This window comes from Kutzneria viridogrisea DSM 43870, assembly GCF_000525635.1.
Classification (GTDB): Bacteria; Actinomycetota; Actinomycetes; order Mycobacteriales; family Pseudonocardiaceae; genus Kutzneria; species Kutzneria viridogrisea.
Map to the genome: position 1 here is coordinate 443,701 of NZ_CP007155.1, position 20,370 is coordinate 464,070.

Here is a 20,370-nt window from a genome sequence, read left to right on the forward strand (position 1 = left end):
CTCCTCAGGCTTTCGGGGGATGGTCGGGGTATGCAGATGTGGGCCAGACTCTGAATTGAATCAGTGCGCTGGCGCCGTGCCCAGAGCCTCGAGGAAAGACCGCGCCCAGCGGTCGACGTCGTGGGTCAGGACCTGACGGCGCAGCGCGCGCATCCTACGGCGCCCCTCCGCCGGGTCCACGGTGAGGGCTGCGTGCAGAGCGTTCTTGACCCCGTCAAGGTCGTGCGGGTTGACCAGGAACGCGCTGGTGAGCTCCGATGCCGCGCCGGCGAACTCACTGAGCACTAGCGCGCCACCGAGGTCGTACCGGCAGGCGACGTACTCCTTGCAGACCAAATTCATACCATCTCGGACAGGCGTCACAACCATCACATCTGCGGCACTCATGAACGCGCAGAGCTCCTTGCGATCCACCGATTGGTGCAAGTAGTGCACGGCTGGGTGACCCACCCGGGAGAACTCTCCGTTGATCCTCCCGACCACCTGCTCGATCTCGCTGCGCATCTTCTTGTAGTGCTCGACCCGCTCCCTGCTTGGGGTGGCCAACTGCACCATGACCACGTCCTCGGCGGAGAGCCTGTCCTCGGCAAGCAGCTCGTGCAGGGCGTGCAACCGCACGTCAATGCCCTTGGTGTAGTCCAGCCGGTCCACCCCGAGCATGATTTTCTTCGGGTTGCCCAGCTCGGCGCGGATCTGCTTGGCCCGCTGCTGGGTCTCCCTGCTGCGCGCGATCGCGTCCAGCCCGGCGGCGTCGATGGAGATCGGGAAGGCACCGACCCGGACCGTCCGGTCACCCACCTGGACGACACCCGGACGTGTACGCACGCCGACCGCGCCCCGGCTGGGCTCCAGGCCGACCAGCCTGCGTGCCAGCCAGAGGAAGTTCTGCGCCCCGCCCGGCCGGTGGAAGCCCACCAGGTCGGCGCCGAGCAGTCCTCGGATGATCTCCGTGCGCCAGGGCAGCTGCATGAACAGCTCCACCGGCGGGAACGGGATGTGCAGGAAGAAGCCGATGCGCAGGTCGGGCCGCTGCTCGCGGAGCAGCTGGGGCACCAGTTGCAGCTGGTAGTCCTGCACCCACACGGTCGCGCCGGGGGCCGCGATCGAGGCGCAGGCGTCGGCGAACCGCCGGTTGACCTTGACGTAGCTCTCCCACCAGGACCGGTCGAACACCGGCGGCGCCACCACGTCGTGGTACAGCGGCCACAGCGTGCCGTTGGAGAAGCCCTCGTAGTAGTCGCGCACCTCGGCCGAGGACAGGCCGACCGGGTGCAGCCGCAGGCCCTCCTCCTCGAACTCCTCCACGTCGGCGTCGGCCACACCCGGCCAGCCGACCCAGGCCCCGCTGCGCGAGCGAAGGAAGGGCTCCAGCGCGGTCACCAGGCCACCAGGGCTGTGCTTCCAGCGCTGTGTGCCGTCCGGTAGCCGTTCCAGGTCTACCGGGAGCCGGTTGGCGACGACGATGAAGTCCGAGCCCGTGGTGCTCAAGGCGGAAACGCCTCCTTGTCGGTGGAACACGCGGCGCAGCCCTGTCGAGGCTAGCCAGCCCCGGCCGGGGCCGCGTCCTGCCGACGGGGCTACCCCCTAGTGGTACCGGTCACGCCGCTGCCAGGAGAACCTGCGTTCCAGTCTGCCCAGCCCACTGCGGACAGGTTGCGCCAGGAACTCGCCGAGCACCACCCCGGCGGCCAGCGCCAGCCCGATGCCCAGCGCCACCACCAGCGTGGACAGCCCGGTCATGTCCCCCTGCACGATCAACTGGTACAGCCCCCGGTACGTGGTCAGCCCGGGCAGCAGCGGGGTCATGCCGGACACCACGACGATCAGCGGGGCGATGCCCAGCCGGCGCGACATCAGGGCGCCACCGAAGCCGATCAGCACGGCGGCCAGGGCCGTGGCCGTGATCATGTCTATCCCGCTGGCCTGCAACACCGCGTAGCAGCCCACCCCGCCCGCACCGGCCAGTCCGGCCACCGGCAGGGCCCTCGGCTGGGCGTAGCTGGCCAGCGCGTAGCAGGCGCAAGCGGTTGCGCCGGTCACGACCTGGATCGGCACCGCGCTGAACGCCAGCGGGGCGGACTGCACCAGCGTGGCGTTCACCCCCAGCTGCACACCGATGCGCAGGGCCAGCACCACCCCGGCGATCAGCCCCGCCGTCATCAGCAGGGTCTCCATCGCGCGGCCCGAGGCGGTCACGTTGTAGCCGGTGATCGCGTCCTGCACCGAGCTGACCACCGACAGCCCTGAGAGCAGCACCACGATGCCCGCGGCGACCACCAGCGCCATCTGGCCGACCGGCACCAGGTCGGAGGCCGTCACCACCAGCGCCGCCCCGCAGGCCACCGCCCCGCCGACCACCTGCTGGTAGAAGAACGGCAGCTTGCGGCGGTTGAGCAGCCGGCCGATCCGGTCCACCACCGCCGTCACCAGCGCGGCGAACAGCGCGAGCACCGCGTTCCCGCCCAGCAGCAGCGCCACGGAGGCCGCCATGCCCGCCCAGGCGGCGGTGGCCACCCAGCGCGGGTAGGGGTGCGGGGCCTTGGTGATCAGGTCCAGCTCGGTGGCGGCCGACTCCGGGGTCAGCGTGCCCGCGCCCAGTTCGCGCACCAGCCGCTCCACGGCGGCCAGGCGGGTGTAGTCCAGGCCACGTGACCGCACGACGCGCATGGAGGTGACGGGTGAGGCGGCGGTGCCGCGGTGGCAGCAGACCGAGATCGAGGTGAAGATCACATCCACCTCGCAGTGCGGCAGGCCGCAGGCCTCGGTGACCGTGAGCAGGGTGGCCGTGACGTCGGCGGCGGCCGCCCCGCTGGCCAGTTGCACCTCACCGATGCGCAGGGCCAGGTCCAGCACCAGGTTGACGGTGGAGTCAGGGGGTAGCTCCGGCCCGAGTACCGGACTGTCCTCGCTGGTCAGGGGCTGTCTCGGCAGGAATCCGGCCCGATCGCGCCAGAACCTGCCCCGCGCCCCGGTCCTGCGCCGCACTCGGTTACCTCCTCGTTGTTCTCAATGGCCAGATCGGGTGGCTTCACCCGACCGTTGCACGACCGCGTACGTGTTGTCGGACACGCTCACCCGGGTTACCCCGTTCGAATGACTCGCGACACTCATCGTGGGCGGTGCTTCGCCGCTGGTCACGGCACTCGTTGATCTGTCAACACCCACTCGGCAGGCTGACCATCCCTCCACTTGGAGGAACGTCTGTCTACCCTGAGCAGAGCATTCGCCGCAGGTGGCACGCGCTGTTGGCCTTTACGATGAGCATGGCCGGAGAGCACGGCCGCGGGCCCGCAGGGCCGACCGTGCCGGCGTAGCTCAATTGGCAGAGCACTCGCCTTGTAAGCGAGGGGTTGCGGGTTCGAGTCCCGCCGCCGGCTCCACCGTGAACGGGAAGTAGTGCCGCCGTGGCGCGTGTCGCGCCGCGGCGGCATCACCCGGCAGAGTGGACCAAGATCCAGTTCCACCCACCCGTGAGTCCCGCTCGGCCGCGCCCGAGTCCCGCTCTCGGGCGTGCGAATCCCGCTGTGCCGAGGCCGGGGTGATTCCGGGGCTGTGCGCTGAGCGGGACTCGATCCCGTGTGAGCGGGACTCGGCCTACAGTGAGCGGGACTCGCGAATAAGTGCGGTGAGTGAGGATGGCTCGATTATCGGGTGATCCCGTTCGTCTGATTCGGGGGTGTACTGGCACGGACCGTGACCTTCACACATACCATTCTGGTGAGGTCACCTTCGGCCGGTCGGATCAGCCACTCCGTGCGGTCAACCGTGAAACTTGTAACCCGGCCGACAAAGCAAGGCGTTTCTGTGTGTCGAAATTTGTCGTCACCCGGTCTGGTTATGTCCAAAACATCCCACGAATTGCCTGTTCGGGGAGCTTGAGGGTTTCACAGTTGACCGGTTCTGGCGTCACCGTAATGGCCCTGTCCCGTGAGCTGGACTGGCCCTATCTTTCGTTGCTTGTACGACGGGGGCAGTACTGGGGGCCCGGTCGGCCGTCATTTCTTCTGCCGTGACGTAAAGGTGGGATCGCCCCGCCAAATGGTGGTTCGTGTGGAGGGGAAACCGTGGTTGCTGTGCAGACAGCCGTGCGGTCGCTACCGCAGTGCTTCGAAAGGGCCTGTGATCGACATCCGGAGGCCATTGCTGTGGCCTGCGGAAACGTTGAACTGAGCTATCGAGAGCTGGACCGGGCCGCCAACCGGCTTGCTCACCTGCTGCGCTCGCGCGGCGTGTCCGAGGGTGATGCGGTCGGTATCCTGGTGGAACGCTCGATCGACACCTACATCGCGCTGCTCGGTGTGCTGAAATCGGGTGCGGCATATGTTCCGCTGGACTCGTCCTTTCCAGCAGATCGACTGGAGTTCATTGCCCAGGATGCGGGGTTGTGCCAGTTGGTCACGACTTCCGGTACCAGCGGTGCTGTGGGCCATCTGCCCTGCCCGTTGCTGGAAATAGACGGTACATCTGTCGTCGGTATGTCGGACGAGCGTCCACAGGTATACCTCGAGCCCGAGCAGTTGTGTTATGTCATCTACACATCGGGTACCACGGGAAAACCGAAGGGCGTCGCGGTCTCGCACGCCAGCATCGTGAACTTCCTGGACGTGGTGACCCCGATCTACCAGGTGCGGGCGGAGGACCGGGTCTACCAGGGTTTGTCCATCGCCTTCGACTTCTCCGTGGAGGAGATCTGGCCCGCCTGGCTGGCCGGCGCCACGCTGGTGACCGGGCCGGGCGACGACCGCCGGGTTGGTGCCGGGTTGTCCGAATTCCTCGCGGAGCAGGACATCACCTTCCTGTGCTGCGTGCCGACCCTGCTCACCACGATCGACGCCGAGCTGCCCACCCTGCGCAGCCTGCTGGTCAGCGGGGAGGCCTGCCCGCAGGACCTGGTCCGCCGCTGGTCGAGACCCGGCAGACGCATCCTCAACGCCTACGGGCCCACCGAGTCCACCGTGACCGCGACCTGCGGGGAGCTGAGCCCGGACCGGCCGGTGACGATCGGCACCCCGCTGCCCTCGTACCGGGTGTACGTGCTGGACGAGCAGCTGCGGCCGGTGCCGGAGGGCCAACCCGGGGAGATCTGCGTGGGCGGACCGGGCGTGGCGATCGGCTACGTGAACCGGCCCGGGCTCACCGCGCAGCGCTTCGTGCCCAACCCCGTGCTGGCCGACCGGGAGCACGCGCCGAGGGTCTACCGGACCGGGGACCTCGGGCGGTACACCCCGGACGGCGAGATCGAGTACCTGGGCCGGATCGACACGCAGGTCAAGGTGCGCGGCTACCGGATCGAGCTGGCCGAGATCGAACAGGTGCTGCGGGAGGAGCCCGCGGTGGAAAACGCTGTCGTGACCACCCTGGAACGCGACGGGGTGGTGACCGACCTGGTCGGCTACGTGACCCTGCGCGGGGAACAGGACGAGCGGTTGCGCGAGCGGCTGCTCGCGGTGCTGCGGCGCAGGCTGCCCACGTACATGATCCCTGCCTTCGTGGAAGTGCTTGCGGAGTTCCCCTTGCTGGCGGCGGACAAGGTGGACCGGTCGGCACTGCCCGCGCCCAGCTCACCCCCGCTGGGGCGCAGTGCCGCACCACTGGTGCCCCCGACCGGCCCCGTGCAGTGCAAGCTGGCGGAGCTCTGGTCGGAGGTGTTGGGCGGCACGGACATCTCCATCGACGAGGACTTCTTCTGCGACCTGGGCGGGCATTCCATGAGTGCCGCACAGCTGATGTCCAGGCTGCGCAAGGAACCTGAGCTGCGTGGTGTTGCCATGGGCGACCTGTACGCGCACTCCACGATCCGCGCCCTCGCGGCGTTCATCGAGGCCAGCGAGCCCGCCACGGAGGTCGAGGCCGAGCCCGCGCTCAAGCACTCCAGCCTGCGCGTGGCGCTCTGCGGGGCGGCGCAGCTGGTGCTGCTCTACGGCTGGATCCTGTTGCTGGGCATGCCTCTTGTGCTCTTCCTGTACGACAACAGCGCGATCCTGCCCGCGCTCGGCTGGCTCGCGGCCTCCTACCTGCTGCTGCCGATCGTGGGCGGCCGACTGCTCATGACCGGGCTCAAACCGGGCCGCTACCCGTTGTGGGGACTGACATACCTGCGCTTCTGGTTGTACGGCAAGGTTGTCGGGATCGCACCGCTGCCGCTGTTGGCCGGATCTCCGCTGCTGGCGCCCTACCTGCGGCTGATGGGTGCGCGGATCGGCCGGGACTGCCACATGTCCTCGGTGGTCGGCCTGCCCGCGCTGGTGAACATCGGTGCGGGCGTGAGCATCGGCTACGGCGCGCGGGTGCAGCCCTACCAGGTGGAGGCGGGCTGGCTGCGGCTGGCGCCGATCCGCCTGGGCACGGGCAGCTACCTGGGTACGAACTGCGTGGTGCTGCCGGGTGCGGAGATCGGCGCGGACGCCTCGGTCGGCGACCAGTCGCTGGTCGCGGCGGACCAGGTGATCCCGGACGGCGAGCACTGGTCGGGCTCGCCAGCGACACGCCAACCCGCGGCGCCCCCGCTGCTGGCGGCCATGGCCGCCAGCGCCCAGGACCGGCGCTGGCCCGTGCTGGTGCTGCTCGGCTACCTGGCCGGTGCCGTGCTGTTCATGCTGATGCCGGTGCTGATCGCGGTGCCCACCGTGCTCGTGGTCGCGTTGACCACCCACCACCACGGGCTGCTCAACGGCATGATCCTCACCCTGGTCGGCGGCCCGCTGGTGCCGTTCACCACCTGCGTGCTGGTGGTCCTGGTCAAGCGCGCGGTCATGCCGGGCCCGAGGCCGGGGATCCACCAGGAGCGCAGCGGGTTCGGCGTCCGCAAGTGGATCAGTGACGGCATGATGGCCACGAGCCTGAGCGTGACGCACGCGCTGTACTCCACGCTCTACCTGGTGCCGTTCCTGCGCGCACTGGGCGCCCGCACCGGGCGCTGGTCCGAGGTGGCCACGGTCAACTTCGTGGACCCGGACATGCTGATCATCGGCGAGCGCAGCTTCGTGGCCGACATCGCGGTGGTCGGCCCGGCGGTGTTCCACCGCGGCTGCGTCGCGCTGTCCCCGGCCGAGGTGGGCAGGCGCACCTTCGTCGGCAACGGCGCGCTGGTGCCCGGCGCGGCCAAGCTGGGCGACAACAGCCTGCTCGGCGTGCACTCCGTGGCACCGGCCAAGCCGGTGGAGCCCGAGACCACCTGGCTCGGCTCCCCGGCGATCTTCCTGCCCACCCGGCAACCGAGCCAGATCTTCCCGGACCGGCTCACCTTCCAGCCGACGAAGTGGTTGATCGTCGCGCGGCTGCTGATCGAGTACTTCCGGGTGACGCTGCCCGGCACGATCGCCAGCCTGACCGTGCTGGCTGGCTACTACACGGCGGTGCAGCTGGCCAGGTCCTGGCCCGCGTGGGCCGTGGCGGCGGTCAGCCCCGCGCTGGTGCTCGGCATCGGCCTGGCGTCCACCCTGATCGTGGCCCTGCTCAAGTGGGTGGTGATCGGCCGCTACCGGCCGAGGACCGAGGCCCTGTGGAGCATCTGGGTCCGCCGCACCGAGCTGATCACCGGGCTGTACGAGAACCTCGTCGTGCCCGGCTTCCTGGCGATGCTGACCGGATCTCCTTTCGCAGCACCGGTCCTGCGCCTGTTCGGGGCGAAGATCGGCCGCCGCACCTGGCTGTCCACCACTTTCCTGACCGAGTTCGACCTCGTCGAGGTGGGCGACGACACCGCGGTCGGCGAGTTCACCTCCCTGCAGACCCACCTGTTCGAGGACCGCGTGATGAAGATGTCCCGCGTCCGCATCGGCGACGGTGCCTCGGTCGGCGTGCGCTCGGTCGTGCTCTACGACGCGGTCGTCGGCGAAGGCGCCAGCCTGGACGCGATGTCCCTGGTGATGAAGGGCGAAACCCTGCCCGAACACACCCGCTGGCGCGGCATTCCCGCCCGCACCCAGACAACCACCGAACCGAGAAGGTCGTGATGACCCCGTTGCTGACTGGTCCGGACGTGGAGGGAGACCTGCCAGGCCCGCGCTCGGCTGAGTACCTCAGCCGACAGGCCCAGGTCGAGTCCAACGCCCGCACCTACCCCCGCCACCTGCCCATCGCCATCGCCGACGCGTCCGGCAGCTTCGTGCGCGACGTCGACGGCAACGTGTTCATCGACTTCCTGGCCGGCGCGGGCGTGCTCTCACTGGGCCACAACCACCCCGAGCTGGTCCGGGCCATGACCGATCAGCTGGGCAGGCTCACCCACGCGCTGGACTTCCCGACCCCGGCCAAGCAGGAGTTCGTGCAGGCCCAGCTGTCCATGCTCGACCCCGCGCTGCGGGACAGGATGAAGGTGCACCTGTGCGGGCCGACCGGGGCCAACGCCGTGGACGCCGCGGTGAAGCTGTGCAAGACGGCCACCGGTCGCGGCGAGGTGATCGCCTTCCAGGGCGGCTTCCACGGCAGCACGCACGCCGCCATGGCGCTGACCGGGCTGGTCGCGCAGAAGCAACCGGTCGCCAACGGGGTGCCGGGTATCCACTTCTTCCCGTACTCGTACTGCACGCGCTGCCCGGTGGGGCTGAGCCAGGACAGCTGCCTGACCAACTGCGTGTCCTTCCTGGAGCGCTCGCTGGCCGACGGCAACAGCGGGCTGCCCCGCCCGGCCGCGGTGATCATGGAGATGGTGCAGGGCGAGGGCGGGGTGATCCCGGCGGTGCCGGAGTTCGTGCGCCGGGTGCGGGAGCTGACCCGGTTGCTGGAGATCCCGCTGATCGTGGACGAGGTGCAGACCGGCTGCGGCCGCACCGGCACCTGGTTCGCCTTCCAGCGCTACGGCATCGAACCGGACGTCATCGTGGCCTCCAAGGCGCTGAGCGGGATCGGCTCCCCGGTGGCGATGATCATGTACGACCGTGAGCTGGACAGCTGGGCGCCTGGGGCGCACACGGGCACGTTCCGCGGCAACCAGCTGGCCTTCGCGGCCGGGGTCGAGGCGATCCGCGTGGTGCGCCGGGACGACGTGCTGGGCAACGTGGACCGGCGGGGCTCGCAGGTGGCGGCCCGGCTGGGCGTGCTGGCCGAGCACCCGTGGGTGCGCGAGGTGCGCGGGATCGGCCTGATGTGGGGCATCGAGCTGGCCGATCCGGTGGACGGGCGGCCCGCGGGGGAGTTCGCAAGGGCCGTGCAGGCCCGTGCGCTGCGCAACGGGCTGATCGTGGAGTTGGGGGGCAGGCAGGACAGCGTGGTGCGCCTGCTGCCCCCGCTCAACGTCACCGCCGAGGTGGTCGACAAGGCCTGCGCCATCCTGGTCGAGGCCATCAAGGAAGGCTGCTGACATGGCGCTGGTCGTGCAGAAGTACGGCGGCTCCTCGGTGGACAGCACGGACCGGATCCGTGCCGTGGCCCGGCGGGTGGCCGACACCCGGCGGGCGGGGCACGAGGTGGTGGTGGTCGTCTCGGCCATGGGCGACACCACCGACGACCTGCTCGAACTGGCGGGGCGGGTGACCGCCGAGCCACTGGCCCGCGAGCTGGACATGCTGCTCAGCTCCGGGGAGCGGGTGTCCAACTCGCTGCTGGCGATGGCACTGGAGGACCTGGGCCTGCGGGCGTGCTCGCTGTCCGGGGAGCAGGCGGGGATGATCACCACCGGGGCGCACGGCCGGGCCCGGATCACCGAGGTCCGGCCGAGGCGGGTCCGCGAGGAACTCGCCAGGGGCGCGGTGGTGCTCGTCGCCGGGTTCCAGGGCGTGCACCTGCCCACCGGGGACGTGACCACGTTGGGGCGCGGTGGTTCCGACGCCACGGCGGTGGCGCTGGCCGCGGCGCTCAAGGCCGATGTCTGCGAGATCTACACCGACGTGGACGGGGTGCTCACCGCCGACCCGCGCATCGTGCCCAACGCGCGGCGGCTGGACCGGCTCAGCTACGAGGAGATGCTCGAACTCGCCGCCAGCGGGGCGAAGGTGCTCATGTCGCGCTGCGTGGAGTACGCGCGGCGCAACGGGGTTCCGCTGCACGTGCGCTCGGCCTACGGCGGCGAGCCGGGCACGACGGTGTTCGGCTCAGTGGAGGAGCAGACCGTGGAACAGGCGTTGATCACCGGTGTCGCGCACGACAGGTCGGTGGCGAAGGTCGTGGTGGCGGGCCTGCCCGATCGCCCCGGCTTCGCCTCGGCGGTCTTCCGGGTACTCGCCGACCAGCAGATCGAGCTGGACGTGGTGGTGCAGAACGTGTGCACCCAGCCCGGCCGCACCGACCTGACCTTCACGGTGTCCGAACAGGACGGTCCGGCCGCGGTGGCCGCGCTGCTGGCCAGGCGGGGCGAGCTGAGCCTGCGGGACGTGCTGTACGAGGAGCACGTCGGCAAGGTCTCGCTGGTTGGTGCGGGAATGCGCGCTCAACCCGGGGTGGCGGCCACCTTCTGCGAGGCGCTGAGCTCGGTCGGCATCAACATCGAGATCATGTGCACCTCGGAGATCCGGATCTCGGTGCTGTGCAAGGACTTCCAGGTGTCCGACGCGGTGCGCGCCCTGCACGACGCCTTCCAGCTCGGCGGCAGCGAGCAGGCGGTGGTGTACGCGGGCAGCGGGCGCTGAAACCCGGTGGACCGGGCTCGCCCCGGTCGGTGACACTGCGGGCGTGCAACCTCGCGTCCGGCTCGAACCGGTCAACGACCACCTCGTGGAGCGACTGCTGGCGCTCGCCGTGGCCGAGGCGGAACCGGAGGACGTGATGCCCGCCGTGCCGGCGGGACCCGGGTGGCCGCCGCTGCGGCACAAGGCGTTCCGGGCCTTCCACCGCAAGCACTTCGACGGGCTGGGCGGCGTGCACCGCACCCAGATGTACGCCGTGCTGTCCGAGGACTCGGTCGTGGGCATGATCCGGATGAGCAGGCTGGACGAGCCGGGCGTGGTGGAGACCGGCATGTGGCTCGGCCGGGGCTCACGGGGCCGGGGCCTGGGCGCCGCCGCGCTGGCGGCCCTGCTCGCGGAGGCCGAGCGTGCCGGGGTGCGGCGGGTGGTCGCGCGGACCACCGCGGACAACGCCGCCGCCCTCGGCGCGCTCAGCGGGCTCGGTGCCCGCCTGCGCGCCGAGGGCGGTGCCGTGCACGCCGAGTTCGAGCTCAGGGCAGCCGGGTGATGCGCTCGGCCACGCCCTGCAGGGTCCTGGCCACGTGGCCCAGCACGGTGGCGGTCACCCGCAGCACCCTCGGCGGTGCCGGGGACACGACAATGGGCGACACGGGCGGTTCCGGAGCTATTCCGGCCCGCAGGTCTGCCCGTTCTGACATTGCCAAGCGGTGTAGTGACACCAATTTCTGATCGGTCGGTCTCAGTTCTCTCAGATAACTGGTCAGCAGGTCGTGCGGAGGAATGCGATTCCCCCGTTCGTAGTCAACCAGTCCGCTGTGCGCACTCATTCCCACCCGTTTGGCCATCGCCCGCAGGGAGAGCCCCCGCTCCAGGCGGAGCCTGCGCAACTCGGCGCCGAGACGGATCGCCGCTGCCCCAGTTTCCCTCATGTCCTGCCCCTTCAGACCGACGCTGACCAGTGTGTTCTCTCGTCGGACGACAGAGTGTTCGACACGGGACCCCGTCAACGCATCCTCCGAAAGAGTTACGTCCGCGTTCGCGAATCGACCCAGTTCTGTTCGGTGACCGAGTGGGCACGCTCCGTTGTTCTCACGGTGTTCTGAAAGTGGTCGTGAACGCCATTCGACCGGTTTGCGGCTGATAGAAATCCGTCAGCGGCGAAAGTGAATGCCGTCGGTGTTCGAACCCTGGAGGATCGGATGAAGCTCAAGACGACGACCAAGATGAAGAAGATCACCGTGCGCCGTGCGGGCGACGTCCGCCTGACCTCGGCCGCCTGCCAGTGCCCGTACCACGTGGTCAACGCCTGACACACGGCATGACACCGGCCCGCGTGCGCCCACTCCGGCGCACGCGGGTCCCGTGAGGGAGGGCGGCCATGGTCTCGTTCCACCAGCTCAGCTTCGTGCCCGAGGGGGACGAGGTGGTTGTCGGCCGGATGGGCACCGGTTCCTACGCGGTGCTGCCCGCGGACGGCGCCGCGTTGCTGGGCAGGATGGCCGAGGGCATGGCCCCCGACCACGCGGCCCGCTGGTACGAGGACACCTACGGTGAACCCGTCGACGTCGAGGAGTTCCTGGAGACCCTGGACGAGCTCGGGTTCGTGCGGCACGAGGGGGAGGCCGCCGACAGCACCGCGGGCGCGCTGCGCTGGCGCTGGCTGGGCCGCGCGCTGTTCTCCCCGGCCGCGTGGGTGTGCTTCGCGGTGCTGCTCGCCGCCTGGCTGGTGGTGCTCGCCGGGCAACCCGACCTGCTGCCCGCGCCGGGGCAGATCTTCTTCACCTCCTCGGTGATCGTGGTGCAGCTCGTGATCACCTTCGGCCAGGTGCCGCTGCTGTTCCTGCACGAGGGCTTCCACGTGCTCGCCGGGCAGCGGCTGGGCCTGACCAGCCAGCTGGGCATGAGCAACCGGCTGGCCTACATCGTGTTCGAGACCAAGCTCAACGGGGTGCTCAGCGTGCCGCGCGCCAAGCGGTACCTGCCCTTCCTGGCGGGCATGCTGTGCGACCTACTCGTGCTGGCCTGCCTGGACCTGCTCGCCGCGGCCACCCGCGAAGCGGACGGGTCCCTCTCGCTGGCCGGTCGGCTCGCGCTGGCCATGGGCTTCACCGTGGTGATGCGCTTCGCCTGGCAGTTCCAGCTTTTCCTGCGCACCGATCTCTACTACGTGTTCGCCACCGCCTTCAACTGCTACTCCCTGCACGAGGCGAGCAAAGCCTTGCTGCGCAACGCTTTCTGGGGCCTGCTCGGTCGTGCGGACAAGCTCGTCGACGAGAGCGCGTGGACCGAGCACGACCGCAGGGTCGGCCGCTGGTACGGGCCGTTCCTGGTGCTCGGCGTGACCACCGCGCTGGGCATCGCCGTGTTCGCCAGCGTGCCGGTGGTCGTCGAGTACGCCACCACCATCGGCGGGCGGCTGGTCTCCGGCAGGGTGGACGCCGCCTTCTGGGACGGCGCGGTGTCCCTGCTGGTCAACCTCGGTCAGCTCGCCCTGCTGGCCCACCTGTCCCGGCGCAAGCGCCGCGCCCCGATCCGGGAGATGACCTGATCATGAGTGAGCACCTGGTGATCGTCGGGAACCGCCGCGCCGACCGCGAGCGCCGCTGGGCCCAGGAGGGGCCGCACACCGCCGTCGGGCGCTGTCACCGTCGGCTGCGCGGGCCCTACACCGGGGTGGACGAGGTGCTGGCCGCGCTGCTGGGAGAGGCCGCCGCCGAGCACCCCGACCTGGTCGAGCAGCATCGCGTGGAGCTGCTCTACGGCATGCCCGAACTCGCCGAGATCATCGGGCCCGCGCCGAGCACGCTGGCCGCCGACTCCCCGTTCACCGAGCGGACCCGGTTCTTCGGCTCCGGCATGATCCGCTGCATGAGCCAGGGGGTGGTGACCTTCCTGCTGCGGCTGGCCGAGCACCGGCCGATGAGCCTGGTGTTCGAGGACCTGCACGAGGCGGAGCCGACCACCCGCGAACTCGTCACGATCCTGGTGCGCCGCGCGGATCCCGCCCGGTTGCGGGTGGTCGTGTCCGGTGCCGAGTTGTCCGTGGACGGCCTGCGCACGGTGCGGGCCGAGCCCAGTGAGTCCACTGTGGACGATCGGAGTAGTGCGGAGCTGGTGGCCGCCTACATCGCCTCGGACGGCACGAGCGAGGACCCGGCCGAGCTCGCCGCCTACCGGGCTGCCGACCCGGCACTTGTCGCGGCACAACACGATCGGCGCGCGGACGAGCTGGAACCGGGATCGAGCTGGGGCACGAAGGTCGGCGCGATCACCTACCACCGGGAGCGCGGCACCGACCCGGGTGGTGCGGGGCGGGAGGCACTGGCGCGAGCCCTGCAGTTCTGTGTGGAGGTGGGCTTCTCGGCGGCCATCGCGGATCTGGGCATGCGCGGGCGTGCGGTCACTGATCCTGTTGCACAGCAACGTGTGTACTGCGAGTTCACCTGCCAGGCCGCTGCCGCGCTGGTGCCGCTGGGTGACCTGGAGGGCTCGCTGCGCCTGTACGAGGACCTGCGGCACCGCTACCCGTTGCCGCGCGTGCACATGACCACCAGCTACGCGATCGCCATGCTGTACACCAGGTTCTTCACCCCGCGCGACCACGAGAAGGCGTTGGAGTGGCAGAACAACGCGCTGGCCATCGCCAGCCTGCTGCCCGACGAGCGGGAACGCCTGGTGTTCACCGGCTTCCAGAACAACGCCCTCGCGCTGATCGAGATGCACCGGGGCAACCTGGGCCGCGCGCTGGAGCTGATCAACACCGGGATCGACCGCCTGGACCGGGAACTGGACCCCGACCAGTGGGTGCTGCACCGCTCGCAGCTGCTCTACAACCGCGCGCGGCTGCTGCTGGCCACGGGCCGGCTGGACGAGGCGTACGCGGACTACACCACGCTGGTGGGCCTGGACCCGTACTACACCGACTACCTGTCCGAGCGGGCCAAGGTCTCCCGCAAGCGCGGGGACTTCGCCGCCGCGCTGGCCGACTACGACCACGCCGTGCGGCTTGCCCCGCCCTTCCCGGAGCTGTACTACAACCGGGCCACCGCCCGCATCGAGGTCGGTGACACCGGGGGCGCGCTGGCGGACCTGGACTACGTGCTGGAGATGGAACCCGACGAGGTGGACACCCGGATCACCCGCGCGGACCTGTTGCTGGGGCTGGACAGGGTGGACGAGGCGGAGGCCGACGTGCTGGCCGGGCTGGCGCTGCTGCCAGGGGAACCGAGGCTGCTGTGCATGGCGGGCACCATCGCGCTGGAGCGCGGGGAGCCCGAGCGGGCACTGCGCGCGCTGGACGCGGCGCTGGCGGCCGACCCGGACTACCCGGCCGCGCTGGTGAACCGGGCCGCCGTGCACTTCGACGCGGGACGGTTGGAGCACGCCGTCGAGGACCTGACCAGGACCCTGGAACAGGTCGGCGCGGACCCGGACGTGCTGTTCAACCGCGGGGTCGCGCTGCGCGCCAGCGGTCAGGTGGAGCTGGCGCTGCGCGACTTCGACGCGGCACTGGAACTGCCCGGCGCCGACGAGGCGGAGCTGCGCGGGCAGCGGGCCGCCTGCCTGGCCGATCAGCGCCTGCGGTCGGGCCACTCCACGGTCTCGTCGTAGTCCTCCCGGGGGCGGTGCGGGGGAGGCGGGGTCATCCTGACCGCGCTGGGCGCCAGCCCGGTCAGGATCCCCGTGATCACCAGCCCGATCACCAGGTTGATCAGACCCGTGGTGATCTTGCTGTCCCAGTTCACCGGCAGGCTCAGCGGCAGCACCACGGCGATCAGCGTGAGCAGCACCATGATCCAGGTGAAGAAGGTGGTCGCTCTCGGCGTGGTCAGCAGCAACAGGTGCAGCAGCCCCGCGGCCAGCAACGCGATCGCGGCGGAGACGATGGCGTAGGTCACGGTGTTCGCCCCGCCCCACACCCCGTCGCCCTTGGGGGCGAGCACCTCCGCGTGCACGAGGCCCCGGCCGATCAGGATGCCCACGATCGAGATCAGCCCGGCCACCAGCGCTGTCGCCGCGGCACCTGCCCACAGCCGACCGGACTGCACGGTGATCGGAGCGTCCCCGTAGTCGGTCATGTCCGTCCGTCCTTCCACCTGGCGGGCTTGCACCCCCGATTGTCCCGCCGATCACAAGCCCGCGCCGCGCGCCGCGCCGGAAGATCATCCAACGGCCGCCCTCGGCCCTGGTCCAATGGCGCGACCTCGCCGTCCGGAACGGGGTTCGCGCAGGTCGTAGCATCGGGGGGGGGCTACCGGGAGGTCGCGCCGAGGTCGTAGGACTGCCGTGCGGCCAGCACCGAGGTGATGTTGCGCTCGGACCAGTCCTTCACCGCGCGGATCACCGGCATGAGGCTGGCGCCCAGTTCGGTCAGCGCGTAGTCAACCCGCACCGGCACGCTGGGCGTGACCTCGCGGGAGACCAGGCCGTCCCGCTCCAGGGTGCGCAGGGTCTGGGTGAGCATCTTCTGGCTGGCCCCGGCGATCTTGCGGGACAGGTCGCTGTAGCGCATCGGGCCGTTCGACAGCGCGCTGAGCACCAGGCTCACCCACTTGTCGCTGATCCTGGCCAGCAGTTGGTGCGCCGGGCAGGTCGCCAGGAACGCGTTGTAGGTCTCCCGCGCCTCGTTCCTGCGCGCGGTGGCGGTCAGCGTGGGCACCGGGCCTCCTCCGGGTAAGTTACGCACTTTTAAGTATGTACTTACCAGAAGAGAGTATCAGCTTCTAAGTTGGTGCCCATGAGAGCAGTCATCACACGAGAGTTCGGTGGTCCCGAGGTGCTGGAGATCGCGGAGGTGCCGGTCCCCGAACCGGCTGAGGGGCAGGTCCTGGTCAAGGTCGGCGCCGCCACCGTCAATCCGGTGGACCTGGCCACCCGGTCCGGGGCGCTGGCGGCACTGCTCGGCGAGGTGGACCAGGTCGGCCTCGGCTGGGACGTCGCGGGCACCGTGCACGCCGCGGGCCCAGGCGCGGGCTTCGCCGTGGGCGACACCGTGATCGGCCTGCGCGACCGGCCGGCCACCCCGCTCGGCGCCCAGGCCGACCACGTCCTGCTGGACGCGAGCGCCGTGGCCGCCACCGCACTGCCCACCGTGGCGGCGGCGACCCTGCCGCTGAACGGGTTGACCGCCGCACAGGCACTGGACCTGTTCGAGTTCGAGCCCGGCAGCACCCTGCTGGTGACCGGTGCCGCCGGCGCCGTTGGCGGTTTCGCCGTGGAGCTGGCCGCCCGGCGTGCGATTCGTGTTGTGGCACAAGCAGATCCGCGCGACGAGGAGTTCGTGCGCGGGCTCGGCGCCGAGTGGTTCGTGCCCCGCGGTGGCGATCTGGCCGGGGCGGTGCGCGCACTCGTGCCAGGTGGGGTCGACGGTGTGCTGGACACCGCCGTGCTGGGTGCGCCCGCGCTCGGTGCCGTGCGCTCCGGCGGCGTGCTCGTCGCGGTGCGCATCGGGGCGGAACCCTTGGCAGAGCGCGGGATCCGGGTCGCCACCGTGCGCGTGCACGCCGACGGCCCCCGGCTCGCCGAACTGTCCGCGCTCGCCGAGCGGGGCGAGCTCACGCTGAGGGTCGCTCACACGCTGCCGCTGCACGAGGTGCGGCACGCCCACGAGCTACTCGCCAAGGGCGGCCTGCGGGGACGAGTCGTGCTGGTGCCGTGACGACTGGTGGGGGAGACTCGGTGCTGAACGGAACTTGTCAGGGGTGCGTGGGAGGGTGGTCGTGAGTCGAGCTGAGGAGGCGGGTCGAGTGACGGCCGCACTGCTGCACCACGAGATGGGCCCCCACACGGTCGACGACTGGTTGACCGCCGAGCCGCCGCAGGACGGGACCCGGCTCGAACTGATCTGGGGCTACTTCCACGTGAGTCCGGCACCGGCAGGACAACACCAGTACGCGGCGGACGAACTCCGCGCGGTGCTCAAGGCCGCCCTGTCCCGCCGTACCGACCTCTACGTCGTGACCGCGGTCGCGGTGGGGATCAGCACGCGGGCCCGCACCGGGCTGGTCCCCGACGTGGTGGTGCTCAACACCAGGCCGGTGGGCACCAGCTTCCGGGCCGGGGACGTGGAACTGGCCGTGGAGGTGTGGTCCCCGGGCAACACCGCCGAGGAGCGGGCGAACAAGGTGGCCGCCTACGCGCTGGCCGGGGTGCCGTTCTTCTGGGCGGTGGAGCTGAACAAGGTCGGCGGCGTGACCGTCACCGCGCACCGCCTGGAGAAGGACGGCTACGTGGCGGAGACCACCGCGGTGTCGGGCGCGGAGGTCACCCTCAGGACCGCACCCGAGCCGGTGACCTTCGATCCCGCCGACCTGAGTCCCTGACCCGTTCTGCCTAGACTCGGCGGTGCCGCCACGTGAACCACTACGGGAGGGGCACCACGTGCCGTACCAGGCTGCCGACCAGCGCTACGACCGGATGGACTACCGCAGGTGCGGTCGCAGCGGGCTCAAGCTGCCCGCGATCTCGCTCGGGCTCTGGCACAACTTCGGCGACGACCGCCCCTACGAGTCGGGGCGGGCCATCGCGCGCCGGGCCTTCGACCTGGGCATCACCCACTTCGACCTGGCCAACAACTACGGGCCGCCGTACGGCACGGCCGAGCGCAACTTCGGCCGCATCCTGGACGACGACCTGCGCCGCTACCGGGACGAGCTGCTGATCTCCACCAAGGCCGGGTACGACATGTGGCCCGGGCCCTACGGGGAGTGGGGCTCGCGCAAGTACCTGCTGTCCTCACTGGACCAGTCGCTGACCCGGATGGGCCTGGACTACGTGGACATCTTCTACTCGCACCGGTTCGATCCGGAGACCCCGCTGGAGGAGACGGTCGGCGCGCTGGTCTCCGCTGTGCAGCAGGGCAAGGCGCTCTACGTGGGCGTCTCCTCCTACTCCCCGGCCAAGACCAGGGAGGCGGCCGAGCTGCTGCGTTCGGCGGGCGTCCCGCTGCTGATCCACCAGCCCTCCTACTCGCTGCTCAACCGGTGGATCGAGCCCGAGCTGCTGGACACCCTGTCCGAGGTCGGTGCGGGGTGCATCGCGTTCTCCCCGCTGGGCCAGGGAATGCTCACCGACAAGTACCTCGACGGGGTGCCCGAGGGTTCCCGCGCGAGCCAGCAGAAGTCCCTGTCCACCAGCCTGCTCACCGAGGAGAACCTGGGCCGGATCCGGGCGCTCAACGAGATCGCGGCCGGGCGTGGTCAGAGCCTGGCGCAGCTGGCGCTGAGCTGGGCGCTGCGCGACGGCCGGGTCACCTCGGCGCTGATCGGCGCCAGCTCGGTGGCCCAACTGGAGGACAACGTGGCCGCGCTGGACGGGCCGCCGCTGACCGAGGACGAGCTGACCCAGATCGACAAGTACGCCGTGGAGTCAGGAATCGACCTGTGGGCTCCCTCCCACCAGGCTGGCTGAGGGCAGTCGCACGGTGAACACGGTGTCGCCCGGCCTGCTGGTCAGCGACACCGTGCCACCGTGCGCGGCCACCAGTGAGTGCACCACGGACAGGCCCAGGCCTGTTCCGCCGCTGCCCCTGGTCCGCGAGTCGTCCACCCGGTAGAACCGGTCGAACACCCTGGCCTGGGCCTGCTCGCTGATGCCCGGCCCGGCGTCGGCCACCTCGACCACCGCCCAGTCAGGCTCGGTGCGCACCCGCAGCGCCACCGCCGTGCCGGGCTCGGTGTGCACCGCCGCGTTGGTCAGCAGGTTGTCCAGCACCTGCCGCAGCCGCATCGGGTCGGCGTCCAGCCGCAGACTGTCCACCTGGGAGTCGAAGCTCAGCGGGTGCTCGGGCCGCCCCGCGTGGAAGCCCTCCGCGGCGGCCATGGCCAGCTCGACCAGGTCCACCCGCTCCGGGCGCAGCGGGGTCTCGGTGGCGTCCAGCCTGGCCAGCAGCAGCAGGTCGTCCAGCAGTGCGCTCATCCGGCCCGCCTCCTCGCGCATCCGGCCCATCAGCCGGTCCCGCTCGGCGGGCTCGTTGGCCGCCGCGTAGGCGAACAGGTCCGCGTAGCCGCGAATGGAGGTCAGCGGGGTGCGCAGCTCGTGCGAGGCGTCCGCGACGAACTGGCGCAGCCGCTGCTCGGCGGCCGAGCGCGCGGCCAGGGACTCGTCGATGTGCGCGAGCATCACGTTGAAGGCGGTGCGCAGCTCCTCGACCTCCAGCCCGCCGCCGGTGCCCTCGGCCCTGGTCGACAGGTCCACCGAACGCGCCGTCAGGTCGGTCGAGGCGATCTCGTGCGCGGTGAAAGCCATGTCCCCCAACGGTTGCAGACCCCTGCGCAGCACGGCGGCCCCGGCGCCGACGAGCACCGCCAGCGCCGCGAAGAAGGTCAGCGCCTCCACCAGGGCGAGGGTCTTGATCGTGTGCTCGGTCTCCTCCTGCGAAATGGCCAGCACCCGGACCCTGCCCGGCACGGAGATGGCCAGCGCGCGGTACTCGTTGCCCGCCAACCACACCGTCTGCCGCGCCGCGCGCGAGCCCGTGTGCACCGACTTGGCCATGGCCTCCAGCATGCTGGTGTCCGAGGGCAGGTTCGTGCTCTCCACGGCTACCGGTGCGCCGTCGTCGCCGAACCGGTAGACCACGCCCACCAGCGTGTCCCGGTTGGAGGGACGCGTGGGGCGGGGCGCCAGCTGGGTGTTCCGGTACTGCACCTGAAGGTCGTCCAGTTGGGAGTCCAGCCGGTGCAGCAGGGACTCCCGCATCACCGACACCGTGATCGCGCCGACCAGTCCGAACACGACCAGTGCCAGCACACCCAGCGCCAGCGCGAGGCGGGTGCCCAGGCGCAGGCCCCGCCACGCGGTGGCCACC

General features: G+C 70.4%; 15 protein-coding genes, 1 tRNA gene and 1 pseudogene. 10 read left to right on the forward strand and 7 right to left on the reverse strand.

Features of this window, described 5'->3' with window-relative positions:
- Positions 1-60: 60 nt before the first annotated feature.
- On the reverse strand, positions 61-1,488 hold the full coding sequence (locus KALB_RS02200; protein ID WP_025354089.1) for an alpha,alpha-trehalose-phosphate synthase (UDP-forming): 1,428 nt from the start codon (positions 1,486-1,488) through the stop codon (positions 61-63).
- Positions 1,489-1,584: 96 nt separating this feature from the next.
- On the reverse strand, positions 1,585-2,985 hold the full coding sequence (locus tag KALB_RS02205; protein WP_025354090.1) for a threonine/serine exporter family protein: 1,401 nt from the start codon (positions 2,983-2,985) through the stop codon (positions 1,585-1,587).
- Positions 2,986-3,304: 319 nt separating this feature from the next.
- Between KALB_RS02205 and KALB_RS02210 the strand changes: the two genes are divergently transcribed.
- The 5 genes from KALB_RS02210 (at position 3,305) to KALB_RS02230 (ending at position 11,109) form a co-directional block, all read left to right on the forward strand.
- Positions 3,305-3,380: transfer RNA gene (locus tag KALB_RS02210), tRNA-Thr, on the forward strand.
- 705 nt (positions 3,381-4,085) lie between these two features.
- The gene (locus tag KALB_RS02215; RefSeq protein ID WP_081789154.1) at positions 4,086-7,955 is read left to right on the forward strand and encodes a Pls/PosA family non-ribosomal peptide synthetase; all 3,870 of its coding nucleotides are present in this window, start codon (positions 4,086-4,088) and stop codon (positions 7,953-7,955) included.
- Complete coding sequence (locus KALB_RS02220; protein WP_025354092.1) at positions 7,955-9,301, forward strand: aspartate aminotransferase family protein; 1,347 nt, start codon at positions 7,955-7,957, stop codon at positions 9,299-9,301. The genes KALB_RS02215 and KALB_RS02220 overlap by 1 nt, the downstream gene beginning before the upstream one ends.
- Position 9,302: 1 nt before the next feature.
- Complete coding sequence (locus KALB_RS02225) at positions 9,303-10,565, forward strand: aspartate kinase (RefSeq protein ID WP_025354093.1); 1,263 nt, start codon at positions 9,303-9,305, stop codon at positions 10,563-10,565.
- 43 nt (positions 10,566-10,608) lie between these two features.
- Positions 10,609-11,109: a GNAT family N-acetyltransferase gene (locus tag KALB_RS02230; protein WP_025354094.1), complete on the forward strand. Its 501-nt coding sequence runs from the start codon at positions 10,609-10,611 to the stop codon at positions 11,107-11,109.
- On the opposite strand, the gene KALB_RS49010 is transcribed toward KALB_RS02230, so the two are convergent.
- Both KALB_RS49010 and KALB_RS50155 read right to left on the reverse strand, forming a co-directional pair.
- Positions 11,093-11,260, reverse strand: a complete 168-nt coding sequence (locus tag KALB_RS49010; protein ID WP_236650154.1) for a hypothetical protein — start codon at positions 11,258-11,260, stop codon at positions 11,093-11,095. The two genes, KALB_RS02230 and KALB_RS49010, sit on opposite strands and share 17 nt — an antisense overlap.
- Positions 11,261-11,335: 75 nt before the next feature.
- Positions 11,336-11,491 (reverse strand): annotated as a pseudogene (locus KALB_RS50155) (helix-turn-helix domain-containing protein); the annotation flags it as partial.
- Positions 11,492-11,940: 449 nt separating this feature from the next.
- On the opposite strand from KALB_RS50155, the gene KALB_RS02235 reads away from it, so the two are divergent.
- Entirely contained in the window at positions 11,941-13,110 is a 1,170-nt protein-coding gene (locus tag KALB_RS02235) for a hypothetical protein (RefSeq protein WP_025354095.1), read from the forward strand.
- A 2-nt stretch (positions 13,111-13,112) separates the two neighbouring features.
- Entirely contained in the window at positions 13,113-15,173 is a 2,061-nt protein-coding gene (locus tag KALB_RS43580) for a tetratricopeptide repeat protein (RefSeq protein WP_025354096.1), read from the forward strand.
- Here KALB_RS43580 and KALB_RS02245 read toward each other — a convergent pair.
- Complete coding sequence (locus tag KALB_RS02245; protein WP_025354097.1) at positions 15,134-15,640, reverse strand: DUF6069 family protein; 507 nt, start codon at positions 15,638-15,640, stop codon at positions 15,134-15,136. The genes KALB_RS43580 and KALB_RS02245 overlap by 40 nt on opposite strands.
- Positions 15,641-15,813: 173 nt before the next feature.
- Positions 15,814-16,221: a winged helix-turn-helix transcriptional regulator gene (locus tag KALB_RS02250; protein WP_025354098.1), complete on the reverse strand. Its 408-nt coding sequence runs from the start codon at positions 16,219-16,221 to the stop codon at positions 15,814-15,816.
- Positions 16,222-16,299: 78 nt separating this feature from the next.
- On the opposite strand from KALB_RS02250, the gene KALB_RS02255 reads away from it, so the two are divergent.
- From KALB_RS02255 to mgrA, 3 genes are all read left to right on the forward strand, one after another.
- A complete protein-coding gene (locus KALB_RS02255; RefSeq protein WP_025354099.1) occupies positions 16,300-17,220 on the forward strand; it encodes an NADP-dependent oxidoreductase in 921 nt (306 codons plus the stop codon).
- An 88-nt stretch (positions 17,221-17,308) separates the two neighbouring features.
- Positions 17,309-17,884 (forward strand): Uma2 family endonuclease, encoded by a 576-nt coding sequence (locus KALB_RS43585; protein ID WP_025354100.1) that lies wholly within the window; start codon positions 17,309-17,311, stop codon positions 17,882-17,884.
- A 94-nt stretch (positions 17,885-17,978) separates the two neighbouring features.
- Positions 17,979-18,971, forward strand: a complete 993-nt coding sequence (gene mgrA, locus KALB_RS02265) for an L-glyceraldehyde 3-phosphate reductase (protein ID WP_236650311.1) — start codon at positions 17,979-17,981, stop codon at positions 18,969-18,971.
- Here mgrA and KALB_RS02270 read toward each other — a convergent pair.
- Positions 18,930-20,369: a sensor histidine kinase gene (locus KALB_RS02270; RefSeq protein ID WP_236650155.1), complete on the reverse strand. Its 1,440-nt coding sequence runs from the start codon at positions 20,367-20,369 to the stop codon at positions 18,930-18,932. The two genes, mgrA and KALB_RS02270, sit on opposite strands and share 42 nt — an antisense overlap.
- Between the last annotated feature and the right edge of the window lies 1 nt (position 20,370).

Coding starts and splice junctions, on each gene's coding strand:
- mgrA (WP_236650311.1), top strand. CDS start 17,979: ATGGACTACCGCAGGTGCGGTCGCAGCGGGCTCAAGCTGCCCGCGATC.
- KALB_RS02225 (WP_025354093.1), top strand. CDS start 9,303: ATGGCGCTGGTCGTGCAGAAGTACGGCGGCTCCTCGGTGGACAGCACG.
- KALB_RS02245 (WP_025354097.1), bottom strand. CDS start 15,640: ATGACCGACTACGGGGACGCTCCGATCACCGTGCAGTCCGGTCGGCTG.
- KALB_RS02235 (WP_025354095.1), top strand. CDS start 11,941: ATGGTCTCGTTCCACCAGCTCAGCTTCGTGCCCGAGGGGGACGAGGTG.
- KALB_RS02220 (WP_025354092.1), top strand. CDS start 7,955: ATGACCCCGTTGCTGACTGGTCCGGACGTGGAGGGAGACCTGCCAGGC.
- KALB_RS02255 (WP_025354099.1), top strand. CDS start 16,300: ATGAGAGCAGTCATCACACGAGAGTTCGGTGGTCCCGAGGTGCTGGAG.
- KALB_RS49010 (WP_236650154.1), bottom strand. CDS start 11,260: ATGTCAGAACGGGCAGACCTGCGGGCCGGAATAGCTCCGGAACCGCCC.
- KALB_RS43580 (WP_025354096.1), top strand. CDS start 13,113: ATGAGTGAGCACCTGGTGATCGTCGGGAACCGCCGCGCCGACCGCGAG.